Annotated in this window: 18 protein-coding genes; 10 read left to right on the top strand and 8 right to left on the bottom strand. The window is 43.1% G+C overall.

Annotation, left to right across the window (positions count from 1 at the left end):
• Position 1: 1 nt before the first annotated feature.
• The gene (locus ACO067_RS00915) at positions 2–1,816 is read right to left on the bottom strand and encodes an alpha-amylase family glycosyl hydrolase (RefSeq protein WP_421869387.1); all 1,815 of its coding nucleotides are present in this window, start codon (positions 1,814–1,816) and stop codon (positions 2–4) included.
• Between the two features lie 135 nt (positions 1,817–1,951).
• The gene (gene fbaA / locus ACO067_RS00910; protein WP_421869384.1) at positions 1,952–3,016 is read right to left on the bottom strand and encodes a class II fructose-bisphosphate aldolase; all 1,065 of its coding nucleotides are present in this window, start codon (positions 3,014–3,016) and stop codon (positions 1,952–1,954) included.
• A gap of 294 nt (positions 3,017–3,310) precedes the next feature.
• Between fbaA and ACO067_RS00905 the strand changes: the two genes are divergently transcribed.
• The 4 genes from ACO067_RS00905 (at position 3,311) to ACO067_RS00890 (ending at position 8,053) form a co-directional block, all read left to right on the top strand.
• The gene (locus tag ACO067_RS00905; protein ID WP_421869381.1) at positions 3,311–6,037 is read left to right on the top strand and encodes a 4-alpha-glucanotransferase; all 2,727 of its coding nucleotides are present in this window, start codon (positions 3,311–3,313) and stop codon (positions 6,035–6,037) included.
• 71 nt (positions 6,038–6,108) lie between these two features.
• Positions 6,109–6,642, top strand: coding sequence for a hypothetical protein (locus ACO067_RS00900; protein WP_421869379.1), 534 nt, complete (start codon positions 6,109–6,111; stop codon positions 6,640–6,642).
• Positions 6,639–7,397, top strand: a complete 759-nt coding sequence (locus ACO067_RS00895) for a hypothetical protein (protein WP_421869375.1) — start codon at positions 6,639–6,641, stop codon at positions 7,395–7,397. The genes ACO067_RS00900 and ACO067_RS00895 overlap by 4 nt, the downstream gene beginning before the upstream one ends.
• The gene (locus tag ACO067_RS00890) at positions 7,394–8,053 is read left to right on the top strand and encodes a DUF3575 domain-containing protein (protein ID WP_421869371.1); all 660 of its coding nucleotides are present in this window, start codon (positions 7,394–7,396) and stop codon (positions 8,051–8,053) included. The genes ACO067_RS00895 and ACO067_RS00890 overlap by 4 nt, the downstream gene beginning before the upstream one ends.
• On the opposite strand, the gene ACO067_RS00885 is transcribed toward ACO067_RS00890, so the two are convergent.
• A complete protein-coding gene (locus ACO067_RS00885) occupies positions 8,050–8,826 on the bottom strand; it encodes a carboxypeptidase-like regulatory domain-containing protein (RefSeq protein ID WP_421869368.1) in 777 nt (258 codons plus the stop codon). The two genes, ACO067_RS00890 and ACO067_RS00885, sit on opposite strands and share 4 nt — an antisense overlap.
• Before the next feature lie 107 nt (positions 8,827–8,933).
• Between ACO067_RS00885 and ACO067_RS00880 the strand changes: the two genes are divergently transcribed.
• The 3 genes from ACO067_RS00880 to ACO067_RS00870 are packed head-to-tail and all read left to right on the top strand — an operon-like array spanning position 8,934 to position 12,726.
• The gene (locus ACO067_RS00880; protein WP_421869366.1) at positions 8,934–11,249 is read left to right on the top strand and encodes an acyl-CoA dehydrogenase; all 2,316 of its coding nucleotides are present in this window, start codon (positions 8,934–8,936) and stop codon (positions 11,247–11,249) included.
• A gap of 13 nt (positions 11,250–11,262) precedes the next feature.
• Entirely contained in the window at positions 11,263–12,405 is a 1,143-nt protein-coding gene (locus ACO067_RS00875) for a serine hydrolase domain-containing protein (protein WP_421869363.1), read from the top strand.
• A gap of 9 nt (positions 12,406–12,414) precedes the next feature.
• A complete protein-coding gene (locus ACO067_RS00870) occupies positions 12,415–12,726 on the top strand; it encodes a hypothetical protein (protein ID WP_421869361.1) in 312 nt (103 codons plus the stop codon).
• Here ACO067_RS00870 and ACO067_RS00865 read toward each other — a convergent pair whose 3' ends face one another.
• On the bottom strand, positions 12,727–15,144 hold the full coding sequence (locus tag ACO067_RS00865) for an ABC transporter permease (RefSeq protein WP_421869358.1): 2,418 nt from the start codon (positions 15,142–15,144) through the stop codon (positions 12,727–12,729).
• 24 nt (positions 15,145–15,168) lie between these two features.
• Complete coding sequence (locus ACO067_RS00860; protein ID WP_421869355.1) at positions 15,169–15,525, bottom strand: DUF6249 domain-containing protein; 357 nt, start codon at positions 15,523–15,525, stop codon at positions 15,169–15,171.
• A 128-nt stretch (positions 15,526–15,653) separates the two neighbouring features.
• Between ACO067_RS00860 and ACO067_RS00855 the strand changes: the two genes are divergently transcribed.
• Together ACO067_RS00855 and ACO067_RS00850 are read left to right on the top strand one after the other, a co-directional pair.
• Complete coding sequence (locus ACO067_RS00855; protein ID WP_421869353.1) at positions 15,654–16,196, top strand: RNA polymerase sigma factor; 543 nt, start codon at positions 15,654–15,656, stop codon at positions 16,194–16,196.
• A 14-nt stretch (positions 16,197–16,210) separates the two neighbouring features.
• Positions 16,211–16,513 (top strand): hypothetical protein, encoded by a 303-nt coding sequence (locus ACO067_RS00850; protein WP_421869350.1) that lies wholly within the window; start codon positions 16,211–16,213, stop codon positions 16,511–16,513.
• Between the two features lie 3 nt (positions 16,514–16,516).
• On the opposite strand, the gene ACO067_RS00845 is transcribed toward ACO067_RS00850, so the two are convergent.
• Together ACO067_RS00845 and ACO067_RS00840 are read right to left on the bottom strand one after the other, a co-directional pair.
• Positions 16,517–17,050, bottom strand: a complete 534-nt coding sequence (locus tag ACO067_RS00845) for an inorganic diphosphatase (protein ID WP_421869347.1) — start codon at positions 17,048–17,050, stop codon at positions 16,517–16,519.
• Positions 17,051–17,104: 54 nt separating this feature from the next.
• On the bottom strand, positions 17,105–17,872 hold the full coding sequence (locus ACO067_RS00840) for a patatin-like phospholipase family protein (protein ID WP_421869343.1): 768 nt from the start codon (positions 17,870–17,872) through the stop codon (positions 17,105–17,107).
• 22 nt (positions 17,873–17,894) lie between these two features.
• Between ACO067_RS00840 and ACO067_RS00835 the strand changes: the two genes are divergently transcribed.
• Entirely contained in the window at positions 17,895–19,961 is a 2,067-nt protein-coding gene (locus ACO067_RS00835; protein ID WP_421869340.1) for a penicillin acylase family protein, read from the top strand.
• Here ACO067_RS00835 and trxA read toward each other — a convergent pair.
• The gene (gene trxA / locus ACO067_RS00830) at positions 19,958–20,254 is read right to left on the bottom strand and encodes a thioredoxin (protein ID WP_421869337.1); all 297 of its coding nucleotides are present in this window, start codon (positions 20,252–20,254) and stop codon (positions 19,958–19,960) included. The genes ACO067_RS00835 and trxA overlap by 4 nt on opposite strands.
• Between the last annotated feature and the right edge of the window lie 28 nt (positions 20,255–20,282).

The raw sequence follows: 20,282 nt of genomic DNA, 5'->3' as shown, positions 1-20,282 counted from the left end.
CTTATTGTGATAGTTTCACGATTTTATAGCTCATTGCTGGTATTTCAACTATGAGTTCAGAGGGAGTGTCGTAGTTCAGAGTTGATTCTTTACTGAATGATCTTCCATCGGCCTGAAGTTCGCTATTGGTCAGTCCAAAAGTTTCCCATGCTGGTTCAGGCACTTTTATGGATGCAGTTTGAGGTTCAGAGTCAAAGTTGGTTATTACCAACACTACTTCATTAGCAGTATGTCTTACAAATGCATAGACCTTGTCGGTATAGCCTGTGTAATCGTTGTTTCGGTTGTAGTAGTGCAAGTCATAGAAATCACCTTCCCTGAAGGCTTCACTTTCATTGCATTGGCGAAGGATATCTCGGTATGCTTTTCGAAGAGATTTTTGATCCTCGCTAAGCTGTCCACCGTCAAAAGCGCCTTCATTTACCCATTTGATATGCTCTGGTACGCCCCAGTAATCAAAAATAGTGGTACGTCCATCATCTCCTCCAAAACCGGATTCACCCTTGCCAGGTTCTCCTACTTCTTGCCCAAAATACAGCATGACTGGTCCTGTGTGCATAAAAGATGTGACAGCCATCATTGGGATCCCTTTCCACATATTTCCGGCAAAGTCTGGTGAGGCAATGCGCTGTTCGTCATGGTTTTCGAGGAATCTGAGCATGTTTGGTCCGATTCCTTCTTGTCGTTGCCAGATGCCGGTGATCGCATCGGTGTTCATCCGGTTCTGAATGATTCCTTTCAGTGTGTCATAGAGTTCCACTTTGTCATATAGGTAGTCAAAGCCTCCTTTATTGATGTAATTTCGATAAGCGTTTGGATTGTAAATTTCTGCTGTGAAGGTGATTTCGGGATATTGGTTTTTCACTTCATTGGTCACCCACTCCCAAAACTCCACTGGTACCATTTCTGCCATATCACATCGAAAACCATCTACGTCTTTGCTTGCCCAGAATAGGAGTATATCTCGCATCTTATACCAGGTATCTGGAATGTCTGCAAAATGCCTGATTCTGCCTTGTTGCTGGAATTCCACGCCATAGTTGAGTTTGACGGTTTCAAACCAGTCATAGATAGATGGAGATGGATTGAACACATCGTTTCCAGTGGCTTTGGCTGGAGTCTCATCAAATTTGCCATCCTTGGTTGGGAAGCTGTTATCTCCCAGTGAATTGTAGCCTTCGGGTACCTGGAATGATGTGCCTGGTAAGTAGTAGAAATTATTATTTGGAGCAAAAGCCACCGTAGTATCATCGTCCTCACCAAAATCTATAACACCGTTTGGTTTGGCATCTGACTGGTAGCCTCTGGCCACATGATTGGGTACAAAATCAACTATTACTTTTAGTCCGGCATCATGTGTACGTTTGACTAGCTCCTCAAACTCTGCCATCCTGCTCGCCACTGATTCTGCAAGATCCGGGTTTACATCATAGTAATCTTTGATGGCATAAGGTGATCCAGCTCTGCCTTTGACCACATCCGCATCATCCAGGGGAATGCCATATGCTGTGTAGTCTGTAAGTAGTGCATGCTCGATTACTCCAGTATACCATACATGAGTAATCCCCAGATTCTTAATTTCATCCAGAGCCTTTTCAGAAATCTCGTTGAATTTTCCAACTCCATTTTCCTCGAGTGTTCCCCATGGTTTATTGGTCTGATTGGTGTTGGAGAATAGTCTGGTAAACATCTGATAGACGATTACTCGCTCTTTGGTTGGTTTCATTTCTGATTCTTCTGTTGAGGTTTGATTGGAAGGGCTGCTACATGCAAAAGTCAGCGCTACTAATAAAAGAAATAAGAGTTGTTTGGTCATCAGCTTTGGGGTTAGGATCATCTAATGTGTGGCTAAAAATAAGGGATTGGACTCCCTTTCCCAACTACTGCAAACAAAGAGAGCCACCCTGACACAGCGGTCAGAATGGCTCTCATTTTTTACAAACGTTTGAAACTAAGCGTTTGTATTGATATTGTTCAAATCCTCGAATGCAACTTTTAATCGCTCAACGAAAGTTTTTTCACCTTCCCGCAACCAAACTCTAGGATCGTAGTACTTTTTGTTAGGAACATCATCTCCATCTGGGTTACCAATTTGCTCTTGTAGGTAACCTTCTTTGGCCTTGTAGTAATTCTTGATTCCATCCCAATAAGCCCATTGCAAGTCAGTGTCAATGTTCATCTTGATAGCTCCGTAGGAAATTGCTTCTCGAATCTCTTCTCTAGATGAGCCAGATCCGCCGTGGAACACAAAGTTTACTGGATTCTGTCCTGTTCCAAACTTCTCCTGAATATAGTCTTGAGAGTTTTTAAGGATCTTAGGAGTAAGCTTCACGTTACCAGGTTTGTACACGCCATGTACGTTACCAAATGCAGCTGCAATAGTGAAATTTGGTGAGATTTTCATGAGTTCCTCGTAAGCATAAGACACTTCTTCTGGCTGCGTATAAAGTCTGCTATTGTCGATATCTGTGTTATCAACTCCATCTTCCTCACCACCAGTCACACCTAGTTCTATTTCCAGAGTCATTCCCATCTTGGCCATACGCTCGAAATACTTCTTGCAAGTAGCGATGTTCTCCTCTAGTGGCTCTTCCGAAAGGTCAATCATGTGAGAGCTAAAAAGAGGTGAGCCAGTTTGCTCAAAATGTTTTTCATTGGCATCTAACAACCCATCAATCCAGGGTAGAAGCTTTCGTGCTGCATGGTCTGTGTGTAGGATAACTGAAACACCATACATCTCAGCCAGCTGATGTACGTGCTTAGCCCCAGCTACTCCACCGGCTATGGCAGCTTTTTGTCCATCATTACTCAATCCTTTACCAGCGATGAAAGCTGCACCGCCATTTGAAAATTGCACAATCACTGGTGAATTCAAATCTCTGGCTGCTTCCAATACACCGTTGATCGAATTGGTACCGATGGTATTTACAGCTGGAAGTGCAAATCCATTTTCATTCGCGTAGTTCAGAAGATCAGTCGCTTCTTTTCCCGTAAGTACACCTGGTCTGAATTTCATTCTTAAAAATGTTTAGGTTTTAGATTTCGCACAAATATAAGTCGTTACTCGGATACCTATCCCTATGATTTAAATTCTTCTATTTCAAGGGGTAAATATTTGATATTTTCCTATTTTAACCACGTTGAAAAGTCCGTTTTTTAGCGAAAATTCAATAAAATCGGGTATTGCAAAGGTTTCAAACGTTTGTTATTTGTGATGCACTATTTAATTACCCGTTTAAGATGAATCGGATGCGATGGAAAACAGAATTATTGTAGATTTTACGCTTAACAAAAGTATAAATAAAAATATATGAGGTTGAAGTTTGTGGTGGGTTACCGGACCAACTGGGGAGACAATTTGTATGTGGTGGGTTCATCGTCAGAGCTTGGAGCAATGGATGAGTCCAAAGCAGTGAAGATGGAGCATGCTTCCGGCGAGCTGTGGGAGTTGAACATTGCTGAGCATTCAGACCAGCAATTTGACTATTATTACCTGGTTAAATCTTCGGTTGGGGATGTGATTGACCGGGAGTTTGGTGTGCCGCGTTTGGTAACATCTGCGGATCATTTTGATACCATCTACCTCAAGGATCAATGGAGGTCCAGTCACGCTTTTGAGAACAACCTGTTCACTGCGCCATTTATGAAGGCCTTTTTCAAACGCGGTAAATCAAAAGCTAAAGTGAGGCAACTAAAGGTTAAGACCAATGCCGCACGACTACAACTACGTGCTCCACGCATAGGAGCAGGGTATCGAATGGGAGTAGTCGGTAGTACCAAAGCACTTGGAAATTGGGATGAGCAAAAGGTAGTGCTCATGAATGATGACCACTTTCCGGTGTGGCAAGTAGACTTACCTATCGAATCAGGAAATACTCCATTTCAATACAAGTTTGTCATCTATTCTGATAAGGAAGAGAAGGTCGTAACCTGGGAAAGCGGCGATAACCGTTATTTTCCACTTCATGATTTTTCTGATGAACAAAAACTGATCATTCAATCAGAGGAAGAATTTCGGTATCCGGTGGGTCATTGGAAAGCTGCCGGTGTGGCAATACCTGTTTTTTCTCTACGAACCAGTAATAGCGCAGGTGTTGGTGAGTTCGCTGATGTGAAAATGCTGGTCGATTGGGCAGTGAAAACCGGTCTGAAAATCATACAGGTCCTTCCTGTCAATGATACTGTGGCTACTCATACCTGGGTGGACTCTTATCCATATGCAGCGGTATCTGTAGACGCACTTCACCCGATATATGCCAATATGCAGTCCATTGGTAAGCTTAAGGACAAGAAGGCACAGGCCGATATTGATAAGAAAGCGCAGGCGTTCAATGACTTACCTGAGGTGGATTATGAACAGGTCATGCAGCTTAAGTCTTCTTTCTTCAAGCGAAGCTATGAAGAGAATAAGAAGACATTCCTTGAGAGTAAGGAGTTCAAGGCTTTTTTCAAAACCAATGAGAACTGGCTTCCGGACTATGCGGCTTTCTGTTGTTTGCGAGATCGCAACAACACGCCTGACTTCACTCAGTGGGGCAAGCATGAGAAAATGACCGACAAAGAATTGGCAGCATTTGTCTCATCCAAGGCGAAGCATTACGATGACGTGGCTATTCACTACTACATACAGTTTCACCTGGATAAGCAACTAAAGGAAGCAACCGAGTATGCTAGGAATAATGGCGTAGTACTAAAAGGAGACATACCTATTGGAATTTACAGAAACTCAGTAGATGCATGGAGATTGCCTCATCTGTTCAACATGGATACGCAGGCGGGTGCACCACCTGACGATTTCTCGATCACTGGACAGAACTGGGGCTTCCCAACATATAACTGGGAAGAAATGGCCAAAGACGGATATAGCTGGTGGCGTGAGCGTATGGTAAAGATGGCAGATTACTTCGATGTATTCCGTATAGACCATATCCTGGGATTCTTCAGGATTTGGGAGATTCCCTGGGAACAAGTGGAAGGTCTGATGGGTAGGTTCAATCCAGCTTTGCCTTTTTATCTGGAGGAGCTGGCGCAGCGTGGTGTACATTTTGATTATGATCGGTTCTGCAAGCCTTATATCCGAGAGCACATGATCTTTGATATTTTTGGCAATCACGCAGATTCCGTGAAGAGAATCTACCTGAATGAGTATGCTCCTGGTTGCTTTCAGATGAAAGAGCTTTTTGATACTCAAAGAAAGGTCAAAGTACATTTTGATACCAAAATAGCAGAGGAGCCCGAAAGTAAGGACTTCAATAGCTGGTTGAGGAACAATCTGTATCGATTGCTGGGTGAAGTGTTGTTTTTGGAAGCACCATTGACTAATGGGCAGGCTTTCAATCCACGCATCGGTCTACATAGCACCTATTCGTTTAGTGAATTAGATCCAGGAACCAAAGAACGTATCGATCAGCTTTACATCGATTATTTCTACAGACGGCATAATGACTTCTGGCGAGAGAGTGCTATGCGGAAGCTCCCAATGCTAAAGGCTGCAACTGACATGCTCATCTGTGGAGAGGATTTAGGTATGGTGCCAGCGAGCGTTCCGGGAGTGATGAATGAACTTCAGGTTCTGAGTCTGGCGATACAACGAATGCCAAATGACGATCGGGAATTTTGGCATCCTGCAGATACCCCATATCTAAGTGTGACCAGCACGGGAAGTCACGATATGTCCACTTTAAGAGAATGGTGGCAAGAAGATGCTGCACAGACACAGCGGTTTTACAATTCTATATTGGGACAACAGGGCGATGCGCCTTATTACTGCGAACCATGGGTTGCCAAGGATGTGATCAACCAACACTTGCACTCACCAAGCATGTTGGCCATTTTCCCCATACAAGATCTGGTGGCTATGGATGATAGGCTCCGAAGGGATCATCCGGAGGAAGAGCGCATCAATGTGCCGGCTATTTCCCAGCATTACTGGAAATATCGTTTCCATATCAAGTTGGAAGACTTGCTGAAAGAAGAAGGGTTTAACGGGTTTCTGAGACAAATGATTGATCAGGGTGGACGACAGGCAGATTATTAAGGAATTGTTATGAACCAACGGTTTTTGGTTTATCTGTGTCAATAGAGCAGATCACTTAATCCATAAGCCTAATGAAAAAAATTACCTATTTATTTCTAATCACGCTGCTTGTAGCAAGTTGCGATTTTGATTCCTGGGTAGAGCAGGAACAAGATATTGGGGTGGTTTCTGGATACAGACCAGTGTACGGAGACAGCTCAGACCTACAGATAGCTATCCAGGACCCTCAACCAATAGAGAAAGCGGGTAAGATTTATAGTTATCAAAACTTACTGATGGTCAATGAGGTGGGCAAGGGAGTTCATATATATGACAACACTGATCCGTCTGAGCCCATTAAGCTGAAGTATGTGAGTATACCGGGCAACCATGATGTGGCTATTAAGAATGGAATACTTTATGCGGACAGTTATGCCGATTTGTTGGCTATTCAAATTACCACTGAAGAGGTAAGAGTATTGAAGCGAATAGAAGGGGTGATGCCTTTCTCCACCGAACTACCGCCTCAGGATCGCTCTTATTTTGAATGCGTAGACTCATCCAAAGGAATTGTCATTGGCTGGGAGCTTACTGAAATTGATAACCCTAAATGCTTCCGACCATGAAACGATTTTTCTATTTTCTATTGATGGCCTTAAGTGCCATGGCTTGTTCTGATATCGGTATGAACAGTGATGATGTGCAGTCACTGGATGGCGGTCAGGTAGGTGTAGGCGGGTCTACTGCTCGTTTTGCCATCCATGGTGATCATCTCTATGTGGTTAACAACACATCCCTGAATGTTTTCGACATCTCGGATGTACGTGACCCGAATTTTCAAACCACTACTGACATTGGTTGGGGCATAGAGACCATATTCGGCTACAAAGAAAACCTCTTCATTGGCAGTCAGTCAGGCATGTTTATCTATTCTATCAATGAGGATGGCACTCCGGAGTTTCTGTCCAATTACACCCATCAGACGGCTTGTGATCCGGTTATTGCCAATGATCAATTTGCTTACGTAACCATTCGGTCTGGTGAGACTTGCGGAACAGGCCTCTTCGAAGCAAACCAGTTGATTACTATTGACATCACAGACCTGACTAACCCAATAGCGGTGGATCAGCAGCAAATGATCAATCCTCGCGGATTGTGTTTTTTTAAAGACGATTTGTTTGTGGCTGAAGGAAATAACGGATTGAAGAAATTCAGCCTGGCAGATCCTTCCAAACCTCAGCTAATGGAGTTTTATGATGACATTGCTGCGAATGACATGATTGCCCTACAAAATACGATGATTATTACTCGGGATGAAGGTATTTATCAGTTTGGCTGTGATGCCAATGATGAAATCTACCTGTTGAGCCCAATCCAATGAGGTATTGGTTATTCCTTCTTTCATTTACCTCAGTGCTGAACTTGTTTGGACAAGATTCACTCGAATTTGCTTCACCCAGGTTAGGGCTGAAGGTGGATCTTGCCAATGCGGTGAATCCCAAAGACCAAACCTTGCTCTTTGGGATTGAGTATTTCCTGACTCCGTCTTGGTCTTTTAGTCAGGAGGTAGGGGTGATTACGGCCATTCGGGATGAACGTATCTATGGAAGTTTTAACGGGTTCAAGCTGAAGGAAGAGCTTCGCTATTATTTTTCATTAGGAAAATCTGATCAGTTCTATACTGGCCTCAATGTTTTTTACAGAAACCTGAAGGTCCAAGATCAGATTGTCTTAGGGTATGATTGTACCAATCAATGGTCTCAGTCATGTGCATTCATAGAGTATTATGATCAACCTATACAAACCCATCAGTATGGTGCCACTTTACGTCTGGGTGTGCATCAGCGATTATCCAGTCATTTGATGATCGAGACTGACGTGGGATTGGGGTTTTCCAGTATCATCAGTGACGAGGTTGAGACTGCTGGTGCTGAGTTTGTAGACAATTACAGTGTTTATTATGGAAGAGATGCAGAAGGAATGCGAGCCTACACTTCTATTCAAGCTAGAGTGGGCTATTATCTAATCAAACGTTAGCGCCTGATTTGGGAGTTGCGTTTGACAATTGGTGCTGTTTGTTCGAAATAAGATAGCAGCCAATTCCAGATTTCATTCCTCAGATACGAACGCTGGATACCAGGAAAGCTCTCGTGCAACCGGTAAATGACCTCATTGTATTGCAAGCTGTCAAGCTTAAACCGCTCACACAGTTGGAGACGAACAGAATCATGGGCCATGAATTTTTGATAGCTGATCGTTTCACGGGTTTCTTCATAGGCTTCTGCCGCTTTTCTTTTTTCGCGTTCGTCTTTACTGAAATAGGTAATTGGGCCATAAATCCCAATAGATGGGGCTAGAAACCCGCTATTTGAATTAGACCCTACATAGAAGTCTCCTGCTTTAATCGGCTCTGGAGGATCAATGATGGACACTCCAGGTATGATTATAGGAGTACCTTCTCGTCTTATTGGGACTTTAAAATTCTTGTCTGCATAGATGGTGATGGATGGTAGCAAGACAGAATCTTTAGGGAGGGTTACTTTCAAGTAATTGACCAAATGTGAGGCGCTGATTTTAATCTTATGGGTTTTGTAGCCCACATAAGAAAATCTGATAGTGTCACCTTGATTGGCAAGTACGGCAAATTTGCCTTTGATATCACTTACTTTGCCCAATCCAAGACTGGTGTTGTAGACATGACTGAAACCAATGGGCTCTTCATTTTCGTCAACGACAACTCCCTCGATCTGGTGCTGACCAAATGATACCAGATAGGCAATTAAAAAACATCCCAATAATCCTGCTTTCACTTCATCAAAGAAAACGCATTATCAGCGGGATTAGTTATTCGCAGCATTATTTTTAACAATAATTAATAGCTTGTGAGTTATATCACTAAGAACCTATATATCCCAAGATGATAGAAACTAAATACTTCCATGAAAACCCACATCTCTTTTCGTTTTTGCCCATCATGTACATGGTTTGGGCAGATGCAGTGCTTACTCCGAGTGAGATACTGAAGATAAGGGATTTGGTGGATCAACAGGTGTGGATCACTAAAGAGGACCGGCAGTTCATTATGAAGTATCTGGACCCTCAGCACCCTCCAAAACCAGAAAGTCTGAAGAAATGGTTAGCGGAGATTAGCAAAGTTTCCGGTACCCTGACTAGTGACATGAAAAAGAGCCTTGTGGATATCGGTATTGAGTTGGCGAGGTTGAATGCTCGCAACCAATCCAGTGAGTCTCTCGATGCAGCCAGAGCACCACTGACGGATCTGGAAGAGGCTCTGGGTGTTCTTTCCAGAGAAGTGGCCTATCACCTAAGGTTTCAACAACAGGAAACGGCAGCCAATCGGTCGGGAAGTGTCGCATCTGGACTTACTGCAGAAGCTGTAGCTGACTTGCTCAATAGTGATAGTAAAGAGCTCATTCGCAAAGTCAAGGTGATCCTGTCCGATCCAGAGTTTACTTACTACACAGGAGAATCCAAAGCGGAGTATCGCGAACAAGTGCTCAAGTGGTGTCAGTATCTGGCTGATCAGGGGTTTGGCAATATGGCTTTCCCCAAACATGCTGGTGGACAGGATGATATGAAAGGCTACTTTACGATCATGGAGACCCTTTCTTATCATGACTTGAGCATGGTGATCAAGTTTGGTGTCCAATTCGGGCTGTGGGGAATGAGTGTTTATTTTTTGGGAACAGAGAGACATCACAAGATATACCTAAAAGACATAGGCAGCTTAAAGTTGCCGGGTTGTTTTGCGATGACAGAGACTGGACATGGATCTAATGTGAAGGGATTGGAAACCACAGCCACTTACGATCATGATACGCAAAAAATTACCATACATACTCCAAATCATGACGCTGGCAAGGAATACATTGGCAATGCGGCTTTGCACGGACAAAAGGCCACCGTATTCGCCAAGTTGATTATAGATGGCGTGGACTATGGCGTCAATGCATTTGTGGTTCCACTAAGAGATGCTAAAGGAGTATTACACCCAGGCGTGACCATTACCGATTGCGGACCTAAAATGGGGCTGAATGGGGTGGATAATGGTCGTATCTGGTTTGATCATGTGGCCATACCAGCAGAAGACATGTTGGATAGATTTGCTTCCATAGATGAAAATGGAACTTTTCAAAGTCCGATCTCAAGTGACAATCGTCGCTTTTTTACCATGCTGGGCACATTGGTAGGTGGGAGGATAGGAATACCCAGATCGGGACTGAGTGCGTTCAAGTCTGGGTTGACCATAGCCATCAAATATGGCGATGAGCGAAAACAATTTGGGCCAGAGAATGGACAGGAAGTTCCTATTCTCAACTATAGAACTCATCAGCGAAGATTAATGCCCCTTCTGGCTCAGTCTTTTGCTCTGCATTTTGCACTTCAATACCTGACAGAGAGGTTCCTTAACAGGACGGATGAAGACATGCAGGAAATAGAAGCTCTGGCGGCTGGACTAAAAGCTTATACCACATGGAAAGTGACCGCTGGATTGCAAGAATGCCGTGAAGCCTGTGGTGGTAAAGGATATCTATCTGAAAATCGCATCGATCGGCTAAAGAATGATACGGATATTTACACCACTTTTGAAGGGGATAACACCGTATTGATGCAGCTGGTGGCCAAAAGTAGATTGTCGGAATTCAAAAAAGAATTCTCAGATATTAACCTTTTTGGAGTTTTGAGCTATGTGGCCAGCCAGGCGAAAACTTCCATCACCGAAAAAAATCCAGTAACCATCCGAAGTACTGATGAAGAGCATTTGCGTGATTTTGATTTTCATTTGAGTGCATTTAAGTATCGCGAGTCTAGCATACTCAATTCAGCTGCGAGGCGGATCAAACATCATATCGACGAAGGTATGGACTCATTTGACGCTTTCAATCAGACTCAAAACCACATGCTAAGCGTGGGTTTTGCTTATGTGGAGCGAGTAGTGTTGGAACAGTTCATAGCGGGTGTGAACCAAATCAGTGAAGGTCCACTCAAGGATAGCATGACCAGATTGTGTCAGCTTTATGCATTGCACACCATCGAATCCAACAAAGGCTGGTATCTGGAGCATGATTACATGGAAGGTGTCAAAACCAAAGCCATCAGACAACAGGTCAATCAATTGTGTGCAGATATCAGGCAAGAAGCCATTACGCTTGTGGATGGATTTGATATTCCGGATACTTGCCTCGGAGCTCCAATTGTTACCAATCATTAAATACTTACAGAGTATGTCAAAGACGATCAAAATAGTGCTCATTTCGTGTTTAGTTATTGGCTACTGGAGCTCATATGCTCAGTACTACCCCAACACTGAATGGGAAAGAAAATCACCATCCACTTTTAAGATCAATGAATCGAAGATTCAGGAAGCAGTAGCATTTGCTAAGGCTAATGAGTATCAGGGCGAGAAGGACATCCGGTTAGCGATTCTGAAAGGCTTTAGTCGCGAGCCGAATCATGAGCTTCTTGGACCAACAAAGAAGCGGGGAGGACCTGCAGGAATGATCATCAAGAATGGTTACGTCATTGCAGAGTGGGGGGATCTTTCGAGAGTGGACATGACCTTTAGTGTGACGAAAAGTTATTTGTCTACTACGGTAGGGTTGGCCTTTGATAATGGGTTGATTTCTGAAGTGAATGATCGGGTAGATCAGTATATATGGGATGGGACATTTGCTGGTAAACACAATAGTCAAATCACCTGGGAGCACCTGCTGCACCAAACATCTGACTGGTCGGGAGCTTTGTTTGGATTATATGATTGGGCAGATCGTCCCACCAGAGATGGTCAACTGGACGACTGGCGATACCGGGAGCTTCATACTCCGGGTACCCATTTCAAATACAATGATGTCCGTGTCAATGTACTTTCCTACTCGTTGCTAAATGTCTGGAGGAGGCCATTGCCTATGGTTTTGAAAGAGCGAATCATGGACCCGATAGGAGCGTCCACTACATGGAGATGGTTTGGATATGAAAACTCCAAGGTGGTTATTGATGGTATAGAGATGTCTAGTGTGAGTGGTGGTGGACATCATGGTGGAGGCATGTTCATCAATACTTATGATCAGGCGCGATTTGGTTTATTGTTTTGTCGTGATGGGAAATGGAACAACAACCAGCTTATTTCCAGAGAGTGGGTCAAGATTATTCAGACTCCAGCGCCAGCTATGGAGAGTTATGGTTACATGTGGTGGCTCAATCGTGGGGAACAGCAGTGGTCGGAAACACCTGACCATCTATTCTATGCAGCTGGCTTTGGTGGCAATTACATCGTAGTGGATCAGGAACAAGATCTGGTCATCGTTACCCGGTGGTTGGAGCCCTCCCAAATAGGTGAATTGGTAAAAACCATTTATTCCAGTTTTTAAACTTTGATAATGGATAATCTCTGGGTCATTGGTGTTCTAATAGTCATTGTGCCACTTTTCTTTTGGTATCGAGTGAAATCGATCAACAAAATAAAGAAAGGTGTAACGGTGAGATGCCCTGAATGCCATCGGGATCAACGTCTGGACAAGCTTGCTAACTATACCTGTACCAATTGTAAGTCTTTCATTAGATACTACACAGATGAAGGCACCGCATTGGACACTGTGGAATACTACAAGTGCCTGGCATGCGGTGCCCACAACTTTAAGGGTGTGATTACCTGCACTGAATGTGGCTTGGCCAATCAGTCAGCTGTTTGATCATTCACTGCGCAGTGCGTCTACAGGATTGTTTTGAGTATTGGCCCATACCTGCCATAGAATGGTCCCCACACAGACGACAAGAATGATCAATACCGCAGGTCCGACATTGATAATACCTATAGGTGAATGAACCGCCATAATATTGATCCAGAGAGAATTGGCAAATATGGCTAGTGGAATGGAGATCAAACTTGTAATCAAGAGCATAATGATAAACCCTCTGGTCAGGCTAATTGCCACCTGGCCAAAACTAGCGCCTAGTACTTTCCGGATTCCAATCTCTTTGGTGTGTGTCTTTAGATGAAAACTTAACATTCCGACAAATCCCAAAGTGGTGATGGCTATAGAAATAATGGCAATAAAGGTGAGGATACTGCCAAGATCGCTCATAAACTGGTAAAATAAATCCATTTCTTCGTTTAAAAACCCACCTTTAAACTCCCTGGCCTCATCGAAACGCTTCCATTGGGATTCGAAGTTGGTTTTCAAATCCAAGGGGTTTTGGACTTCCATTTTGAAGTAGGCATATTCATAGCTATCTACCATCACTCGCAGCCCCAGTGGGCCAATTGATTTCATCATCGGTTCCCAGTGGTAGTCCGCCACCACACCAATGATTTGGAGTTGAGAGTCGTCTTCTTTTAACAGCGTCTGACCAACAGCTTCGTGTGGACTTTCAAATCCGAGTCTTTCGATGGCTGTTTCATTTAATATGATGAACTTTTCATTATCACCTTCATTTTCTGGAAAATTCCGTCCTGCGAGTAATTCCAGACCCATTACATCAATGTAGTTTTCGTCCACACCGAAGTGGTAGATAGTGAGATCTTCTGATTCTGGTTTCAAGCGATAACCATCAGCGTGTGATCGCCCCACAGCAGGATGATGTGAGGTAAGTGCTACCTGACTGGTGCCCGGGATACTACTAAACTCTGATGTGATGATCTCAGGGTCGTGACCTTGTAGCTCCACAAAAAATACCCCCTCATGATCAAAACCATAATCAGAACTAGATAGAAACCTTGCCTGATCTGATAGTAAGAAAATCGTGACGAGCATAATAGTAGCTAGACTGAATTGCACACCCATCATGATTTTTTTACCGGAGAAAAATCGTCCAATTCCTTTTTTGTGCATTGTGGTAAGAAGCGAGCCTTTTAAGCTTCTGACGGTGTCCAGCCGAGCTACGAATAGTGATGGACCAACTCCCAACAGCAATCCAAGTAATATGGTGAATCCAGTGAAAATGGCATAAGCTGCCAGAGTATCATTCAGCGAAATACCGATCTGGTTAAAAATCCAGATAGAATTAAACTCAGCGATCAGGTATTTATAAAGGCCTATGGCAAGAACCAGCGAAAGCAAAGAGAGCACTATGGATTCGACGAGGAATTGCCCCATAATCTGCCATTTGCTGGCTCCGTTGGCCTTTCTTATGCCTACTTCTTTGGCTCTACTCAGTGATTTAGCCACCGATAAGTTAGCATAGTTGATACTAGCGGTTACAATCACGATTATACCCAGCAGACCAAAAAAGAAGATTGCAATTTTGGGAAGAGTGAAGCTGATTTCATTGTTGCAAAGTCTGCCAGGAACAATCTCATCAATCCCCTGCAGCTCGAATTCGTACCCGGGATGACCTTCCTCCACTTCGATGTTTTGATTCGCTATCGCTGTGATTTGTGCTTCTATTTGCTCAGGGGTAACACCTTCGGACAAGACCATGTAATTATAGTTCATCCAAAGGTTAGTCCACTCATCATAGGAAGAAGTCAAAACCTCTTTCGATACCAGCTGAGGAATGGTAGAGAACGAACCCAGTGCGTCAAACTTGATATGACTTTTACCTGGTGGCGTTTTAACTACACCGGTTACTTTATAAGATCCGTGATCAGCAAGCTCCACTAATTTGCCCATTGGGTTCTCTTTCGGAAATAGTTTCTCAGCAAAGTCCTGGCTTAGAACCACACTGAATGGCTCTCTCAAGGCACTCTCTTCATCTCCTTCTGCTAACTCAAAGCCAAATACCTGAAAGAATACTTCATCAGCAAAAAGGGACCTCTCTACATTCAGAACTTTGTGTTCGGAGCGAATTTCTCCCCGAAATGAATGATTCAAATTAGTATGTAATGCTATTCCTGAGTACTCATCAGCTAGACGGTCCCCAAATAGAAGTGGAGAAGTGGCATATGCTGAGCCCAACAGGTGGTTTTTCGTTCCTTTTTCAAAACTTAATATCCGGTAAGTTCTGTCTCCATACGGATGAAACTCATCGTACTGATAGTGGTCATAGATGAGCAGGATCAACAGGAGGCATACACTCATACTGAGAGAAAGCCCGATGAGGTTGATGAATGTGAAGGATTTGTGTTTTTTAATACTCCTCCATGCGATGGTCAAGTAGTTTTTGATCATGTTATTAGTCGTTTGAGTAGAGGTTTATTCTTGATCCATTTTTTGGACCAGAAAGAAGTAAAGCAAGAATCCCAGGCTTATGCAAATAGCCAATATCCCGAAAGGTAGAAATGGCGAATCGCTGGGGTCCGCAGGAAGAACTTCTATGATGACAAGTCCGATACCAGCAAAAAGAATAATCAACCCCCATTTCAGAGCAGAGAGTTTGTTCTCCGATTTTTGGGTTTTCAGAAGTTCAGATGCATCGGCTCCTACGATTCCTTTGTCTATCATTCTTTTTTTGATGATGTAATCAGTGATGGCTTTGATGATGAAATACAATGATACCCCCAGGCTTCCCAGAATCGCTATTGGCAGTAGTACTTGTGCTAATTCTTTCATTTTCGTGTGTTTTGATGAGTAAGACAATACACAAAAGCCGAAATGTTGCAGCTGATCAAAAGAATTTTTGAAATTATTTATCCATTGATCTGCAACATCGTGAGGAGATATGTTGTCAAAAGGATAGAATGAACGATCATGATCTGGTGGCAGCTGTCTTAAAGGGCAACATGAAAGCCTTTGCTATACTAGTGGAGCAACACAAAAGGCTTGTGGCTAGTATTGTCTCCCGCTTGTTGGATGATGATATGGAGCGCGAGGAGGTGTGTCAGGATGTGTTTATGAGGGTTTATGAAAAAATTCATTCATTTAATTTTGACTCCAAGCTTTCCACCTGGATAGGTACCATTGCCTTTCGTTTGGCAGCTAATCGATTGAAGAAGTTGAAAGGCAGGAAAGCACTATCAGGTGACTTGGAAGCTGTGAAAGAACCGGGGAGAGAGGATATGCAAGTTGAAGCAAATGATTACTCTAGTTTTGTGCGAAGTGTCGTCGATCAAATGCCTGCTGCATATCGATCAGTGCTTTTGCTGTATTATCTGGATGGGTATTCCTACCCAGAAATAGTAGAGATCACCAAATGGCCGGAAGGCACAGTCAAGAATTACATTTACCGTGCTAAAGCCAAACTGAGAGAGCTAATGGAACCTTATATTGGAACTGAAATTTGATCAAAATGAAGCCGATGGATAAAAAAATAGAAGGCGCATTGCGGCAATCTGAAGATAGCTTTGAGCTATCACATAGCTTTACAGATCGATTGATTCGTAAAATCCAGGCCAAAGAACTCCTGAAAATTCGGTTTGGTTGGATACACTTTGCAGCGATTACTGGATTTTCTATTGTGTCTATGGTGTTGCTAATACTGATGATGGACGACTCAATGCGTGATGCACTTACTTCATCTATCGGATGGGTTGGGATAATTGTCATTTCTGTAGTGGTCATACAGGTTCTGGACCACCGCCTGATACATAAGAAACATTAAGACTTACTTTCCAAATTTCTTATCATAGTCAGACATGGCTTTTTCTACAATCTCAATGGCCGTTTGCCTGTTTTGGAAGTCTTCAATAACTACCGTTTTATTCTCAAGCTTCTTATAGTCTTCGAAGAAATTCTGCAATTCCTTGACAAAATGAGGGCCAAGATCCGTAATATCATTGAGATGATTGACACTCATATCACCAGTAGCCACTGCAATGATTTTGTCATCTTTTTCCCCCTGATCTAGCATTTGCATCGCACCAATGACTTTGGCAGGAACAATACAAAGAGGATCCACAACGATCTGTGTCAATACTAGAATATCGAGTGGGTCATGGTCGTCACAGTATGTTTTAGGGATAAACCCATAATTGGCAGGGTAATACATCGATGAGTAGATCACCCGATCCAGAATGAGCATTCCGGATTCTTTGTCCAATTCGTATTTGGCACGTGTATTTTTCGGTATTTCAATGATACCATTTACCACTTCAGGAGCATCCTCTCCAATTCGTACGTCGTGCCACGGGTTCATCATGTCTCTTTTTTTAGTCAAAGATAAGGCTTGAGTTACGTCGACCTAAATATTTTGCTACAATTCCACATTCTTCAGTTGATTTTTAGCCGCATGGTATCCTATTTCAAACAGCTCGTCAGCCACGCTGCTATCCAGTATGCTGAATGAACTGAGCTTCTTGGGTTCTATGAGAACATCACATTGACTTAGGCTTGGTTGAGCTGTGGCGTTGACACTCAGTTGAAAGACTCGGGTTGCTATCTGGAGCATCGAGTCGAGCTTCTTCACATCTTCCAAAGGGCTTATGTTGATGCCAATGATTTTTTCACATTTATCCTTAATTGGCTTAATTGGAAAATTGTCATATGTGCCTCCATCGATATATAGGGATCCATTCATTTCAATGGGTTTGAATAGGATAGGAATGCAAGACGAAGCAGCTATTACAAGAGGTATTGGGCCTTCGTTGAGATATTCTATATTACCGGTATTCAGATTTGTTGTGGCAAAATACGCTGGCTTACTCAGTTCAGAAATATCCCCACAATCAATATTGTTTTTTAGTTCTTTTTTCAATCCTTCCAACGAAAGTAAGCCAGTGAGAGGCAGGGACAGGGTGGAGTAATCGAACACTCCTTTTTCCTTTAATAGGTCTAGAATATCTTCCGGAGCCATGCCGTAGGCATAGAAGGCACCCACTATTGATCCAGCACTCACCCCACTGATGATTTCCGGATAGACTTTTTGTTCATGTAGAGCCTGTAGTGCTCCAATGTGTGCGAAACCTCTTGCTCCACCACCACTCAGAACAATACCAATTTTATATTGCTTATCTTTTGTCAAAGGAAAGTAATTCTAATTATCAATGAGAATCATAACTCTCACATTAACTCTACTCTGGTGTATAAAGTTATTTGGACAGATAGATGCTGATCGTATTGAGATCATTCGGGATCAGTATGGTGTGCCCCATGTGCATGCTCCCACAGATCCTGAAGTGGCTTATGGACTGGCTTGGGCACATGCGGAGGATGACTTTCAGACCATTCAGCTGACCATGCTGTCTGGTAGAGGTATGTTGGGTGTTCACCTGGGGAAGAGAGGTGCTGCTATTGATTATGTGGTACAATTACTGGACTGCAAGGGAATAGTGAAGCGGGAGTGGTCTAGTCTTTCGAAGGAGTACCAGCAGCTGATCAGAGGGTATACTGATGGCATCAATGCTTATGCAAAAAGCTACCCGGAAAAGGTGTTGGTGGATGGTTCGTTTCCTGTGACAGTAGAGGAGGTGTTATCGGCGTATGTTTTGTCCCTTGCCGTCATATCAGGTGCCGATCAGGTGATCTCTAATTTAGTAAATGGTAGAGTAAGTTCAGCTCCTGATCTTACTGGTCTGGGGAGCAACGCTTTTGCTTTTTCGCGCCAGCGAACTGCTGATGATTATGTCTACTTAAATGTGAACTCACACCAACCTTTGGAGGGACCATCCTCCTGGTATGAAGCTCATCTGATTAGTGATGAAGGATGGAATGCGCTAGGAGGGTTGTTCCCGGGAGCGGCGACTATTTTTCATGGCACTAATGAACATTTGGGTTGGGCACATACGGTTAATTATCCGGATAAGATCGACGTGTTTCAATTGGAGATGCATCCTGACGAGGAATTAAAGTATAGATTTGACAATGAATGGAAAATGCTTGATAAAAAGGAGGTTAAGCTTCGTGTCAAAATATTATTTGGTATTAAAATAACGGTAAAAAAGAGCATATATTCGTGCATATACGGTCCAGTGATTAAGAATGATAAAGGGTTTTTCGCTTTTGATCTTGGCGTGTTGCACGACCTACGAGCTCCCGAGCAATGGTACCGTATGAACAAGGCTGATAACTGGTCAGAGTTTAAAGAGGCGCTGAGTATGGTAGCCATACCTGGCTTCAACATGGTGTATGCAGATCAGGAAGAAAACATCTATTATCTCGGTAATGCCAAAATCCCATTGCGTAATTCTGCCTTTGATTGGAATGAAACTGTCCCGGGAAACACTTCAGAAACACTGCTCGGCGATTATCATCCGTTGGAAGATTTACCTCAGAAGTTGAACCCAAAATCCGGCTTTGTATTCAATACCAATAACAGTGCTTTTTCGTGTACTGATTCTTTGGGAAATCCAGATCCAAAACAATATGATAAGACCATGGGGTATAAGGTTTTTGAGAACAATCGAAGCACTCGCTTTTTAGATCTTGTACGCGATTATGATCAAATCAGCTGGAGTGATTTTTTAGCTATCAAGTATGATGGTCAGCTTCCATTCAATCTCCAATATCCAGTGGATATTGGAGAGCTGTTCCGATTGCCACTTGAGAAGTATCCAAAGTACGCTGAGCTGATCGATATATTACAAACCTGGGATGGGCAAAGTGGGTTTGATAATTTGGGTGCAGCCCAATTTGTGATTATGTATGAGTACCTAAGGAATAAGCATCCGGTGAGCTATTTGGACAGCACTAGAGTACTTACTGAGTTTGAAATCATAGATGCCATCAGCTATACTCATAAGTATCTGCGTAAGCATTTCAAACGGATTGCTATTCGTTTGGGTGATTATCAGTTTTTGGTGCGTGGAGATAAGGAAGTACCAGTAAATGGGATTCCAGATGTGATTACAGCCATGCATAGCCAACCTTACAAGCACGGTCGGGTGAGAGCAGTCCAGGGGGAATCGTACATTATGCTGGTAAGGTATCCGGAGCAAGGTCTTCCGATTATTGAAACGGTAAATGTCTACGGAGCTTCTAATCAGGTAGATAGTCCACACTATGACGATCAGATGCTGTTGTTCGTTAATCAGAAGCGCAAAACGATGACCTTAGATCTGGATGAAGTGCGAAAAAATGCAGAGGCTATTTATCCTCCAGTTCGGTTGAATTAAGCAATCTGTTTCACCGCATTTTTGATCTCCCTGGCCTGTGCAACTCCGGTTTTGCGCCACATAATCTTACCATTTTTGAAAAGAATAAGTGTTGGAATACTTCTGATTCCATACTTATTGGCCGCTTTTTGGTTTTTATCCACGTCCACTTTTAGTATGTTGACTGATTCACCTAGCTCGTTTTTAACCTCTTTTAGAATAGGAGGCATCATTTTGCATGGTCCGCACCAGTCGGCATAAAAGTCCACAAGTGTTGGGGTATTGCGGTTGATTAATTCATGAAACTGCGACATAATAAGTCCAAACACCAAATGAAGCTCA

The organism is Marinoscillum sp. (assembly GCF_965229915.1).
Taxonomy (GTDB): Bacteria; Bacteroidota; Bacteroidia; order Cytophagales; family Cyclobacteriaceae; genus Marinoscillum.
This window is presented reverse-complemented; position numbering and strand designations above follow the sequence as displayed.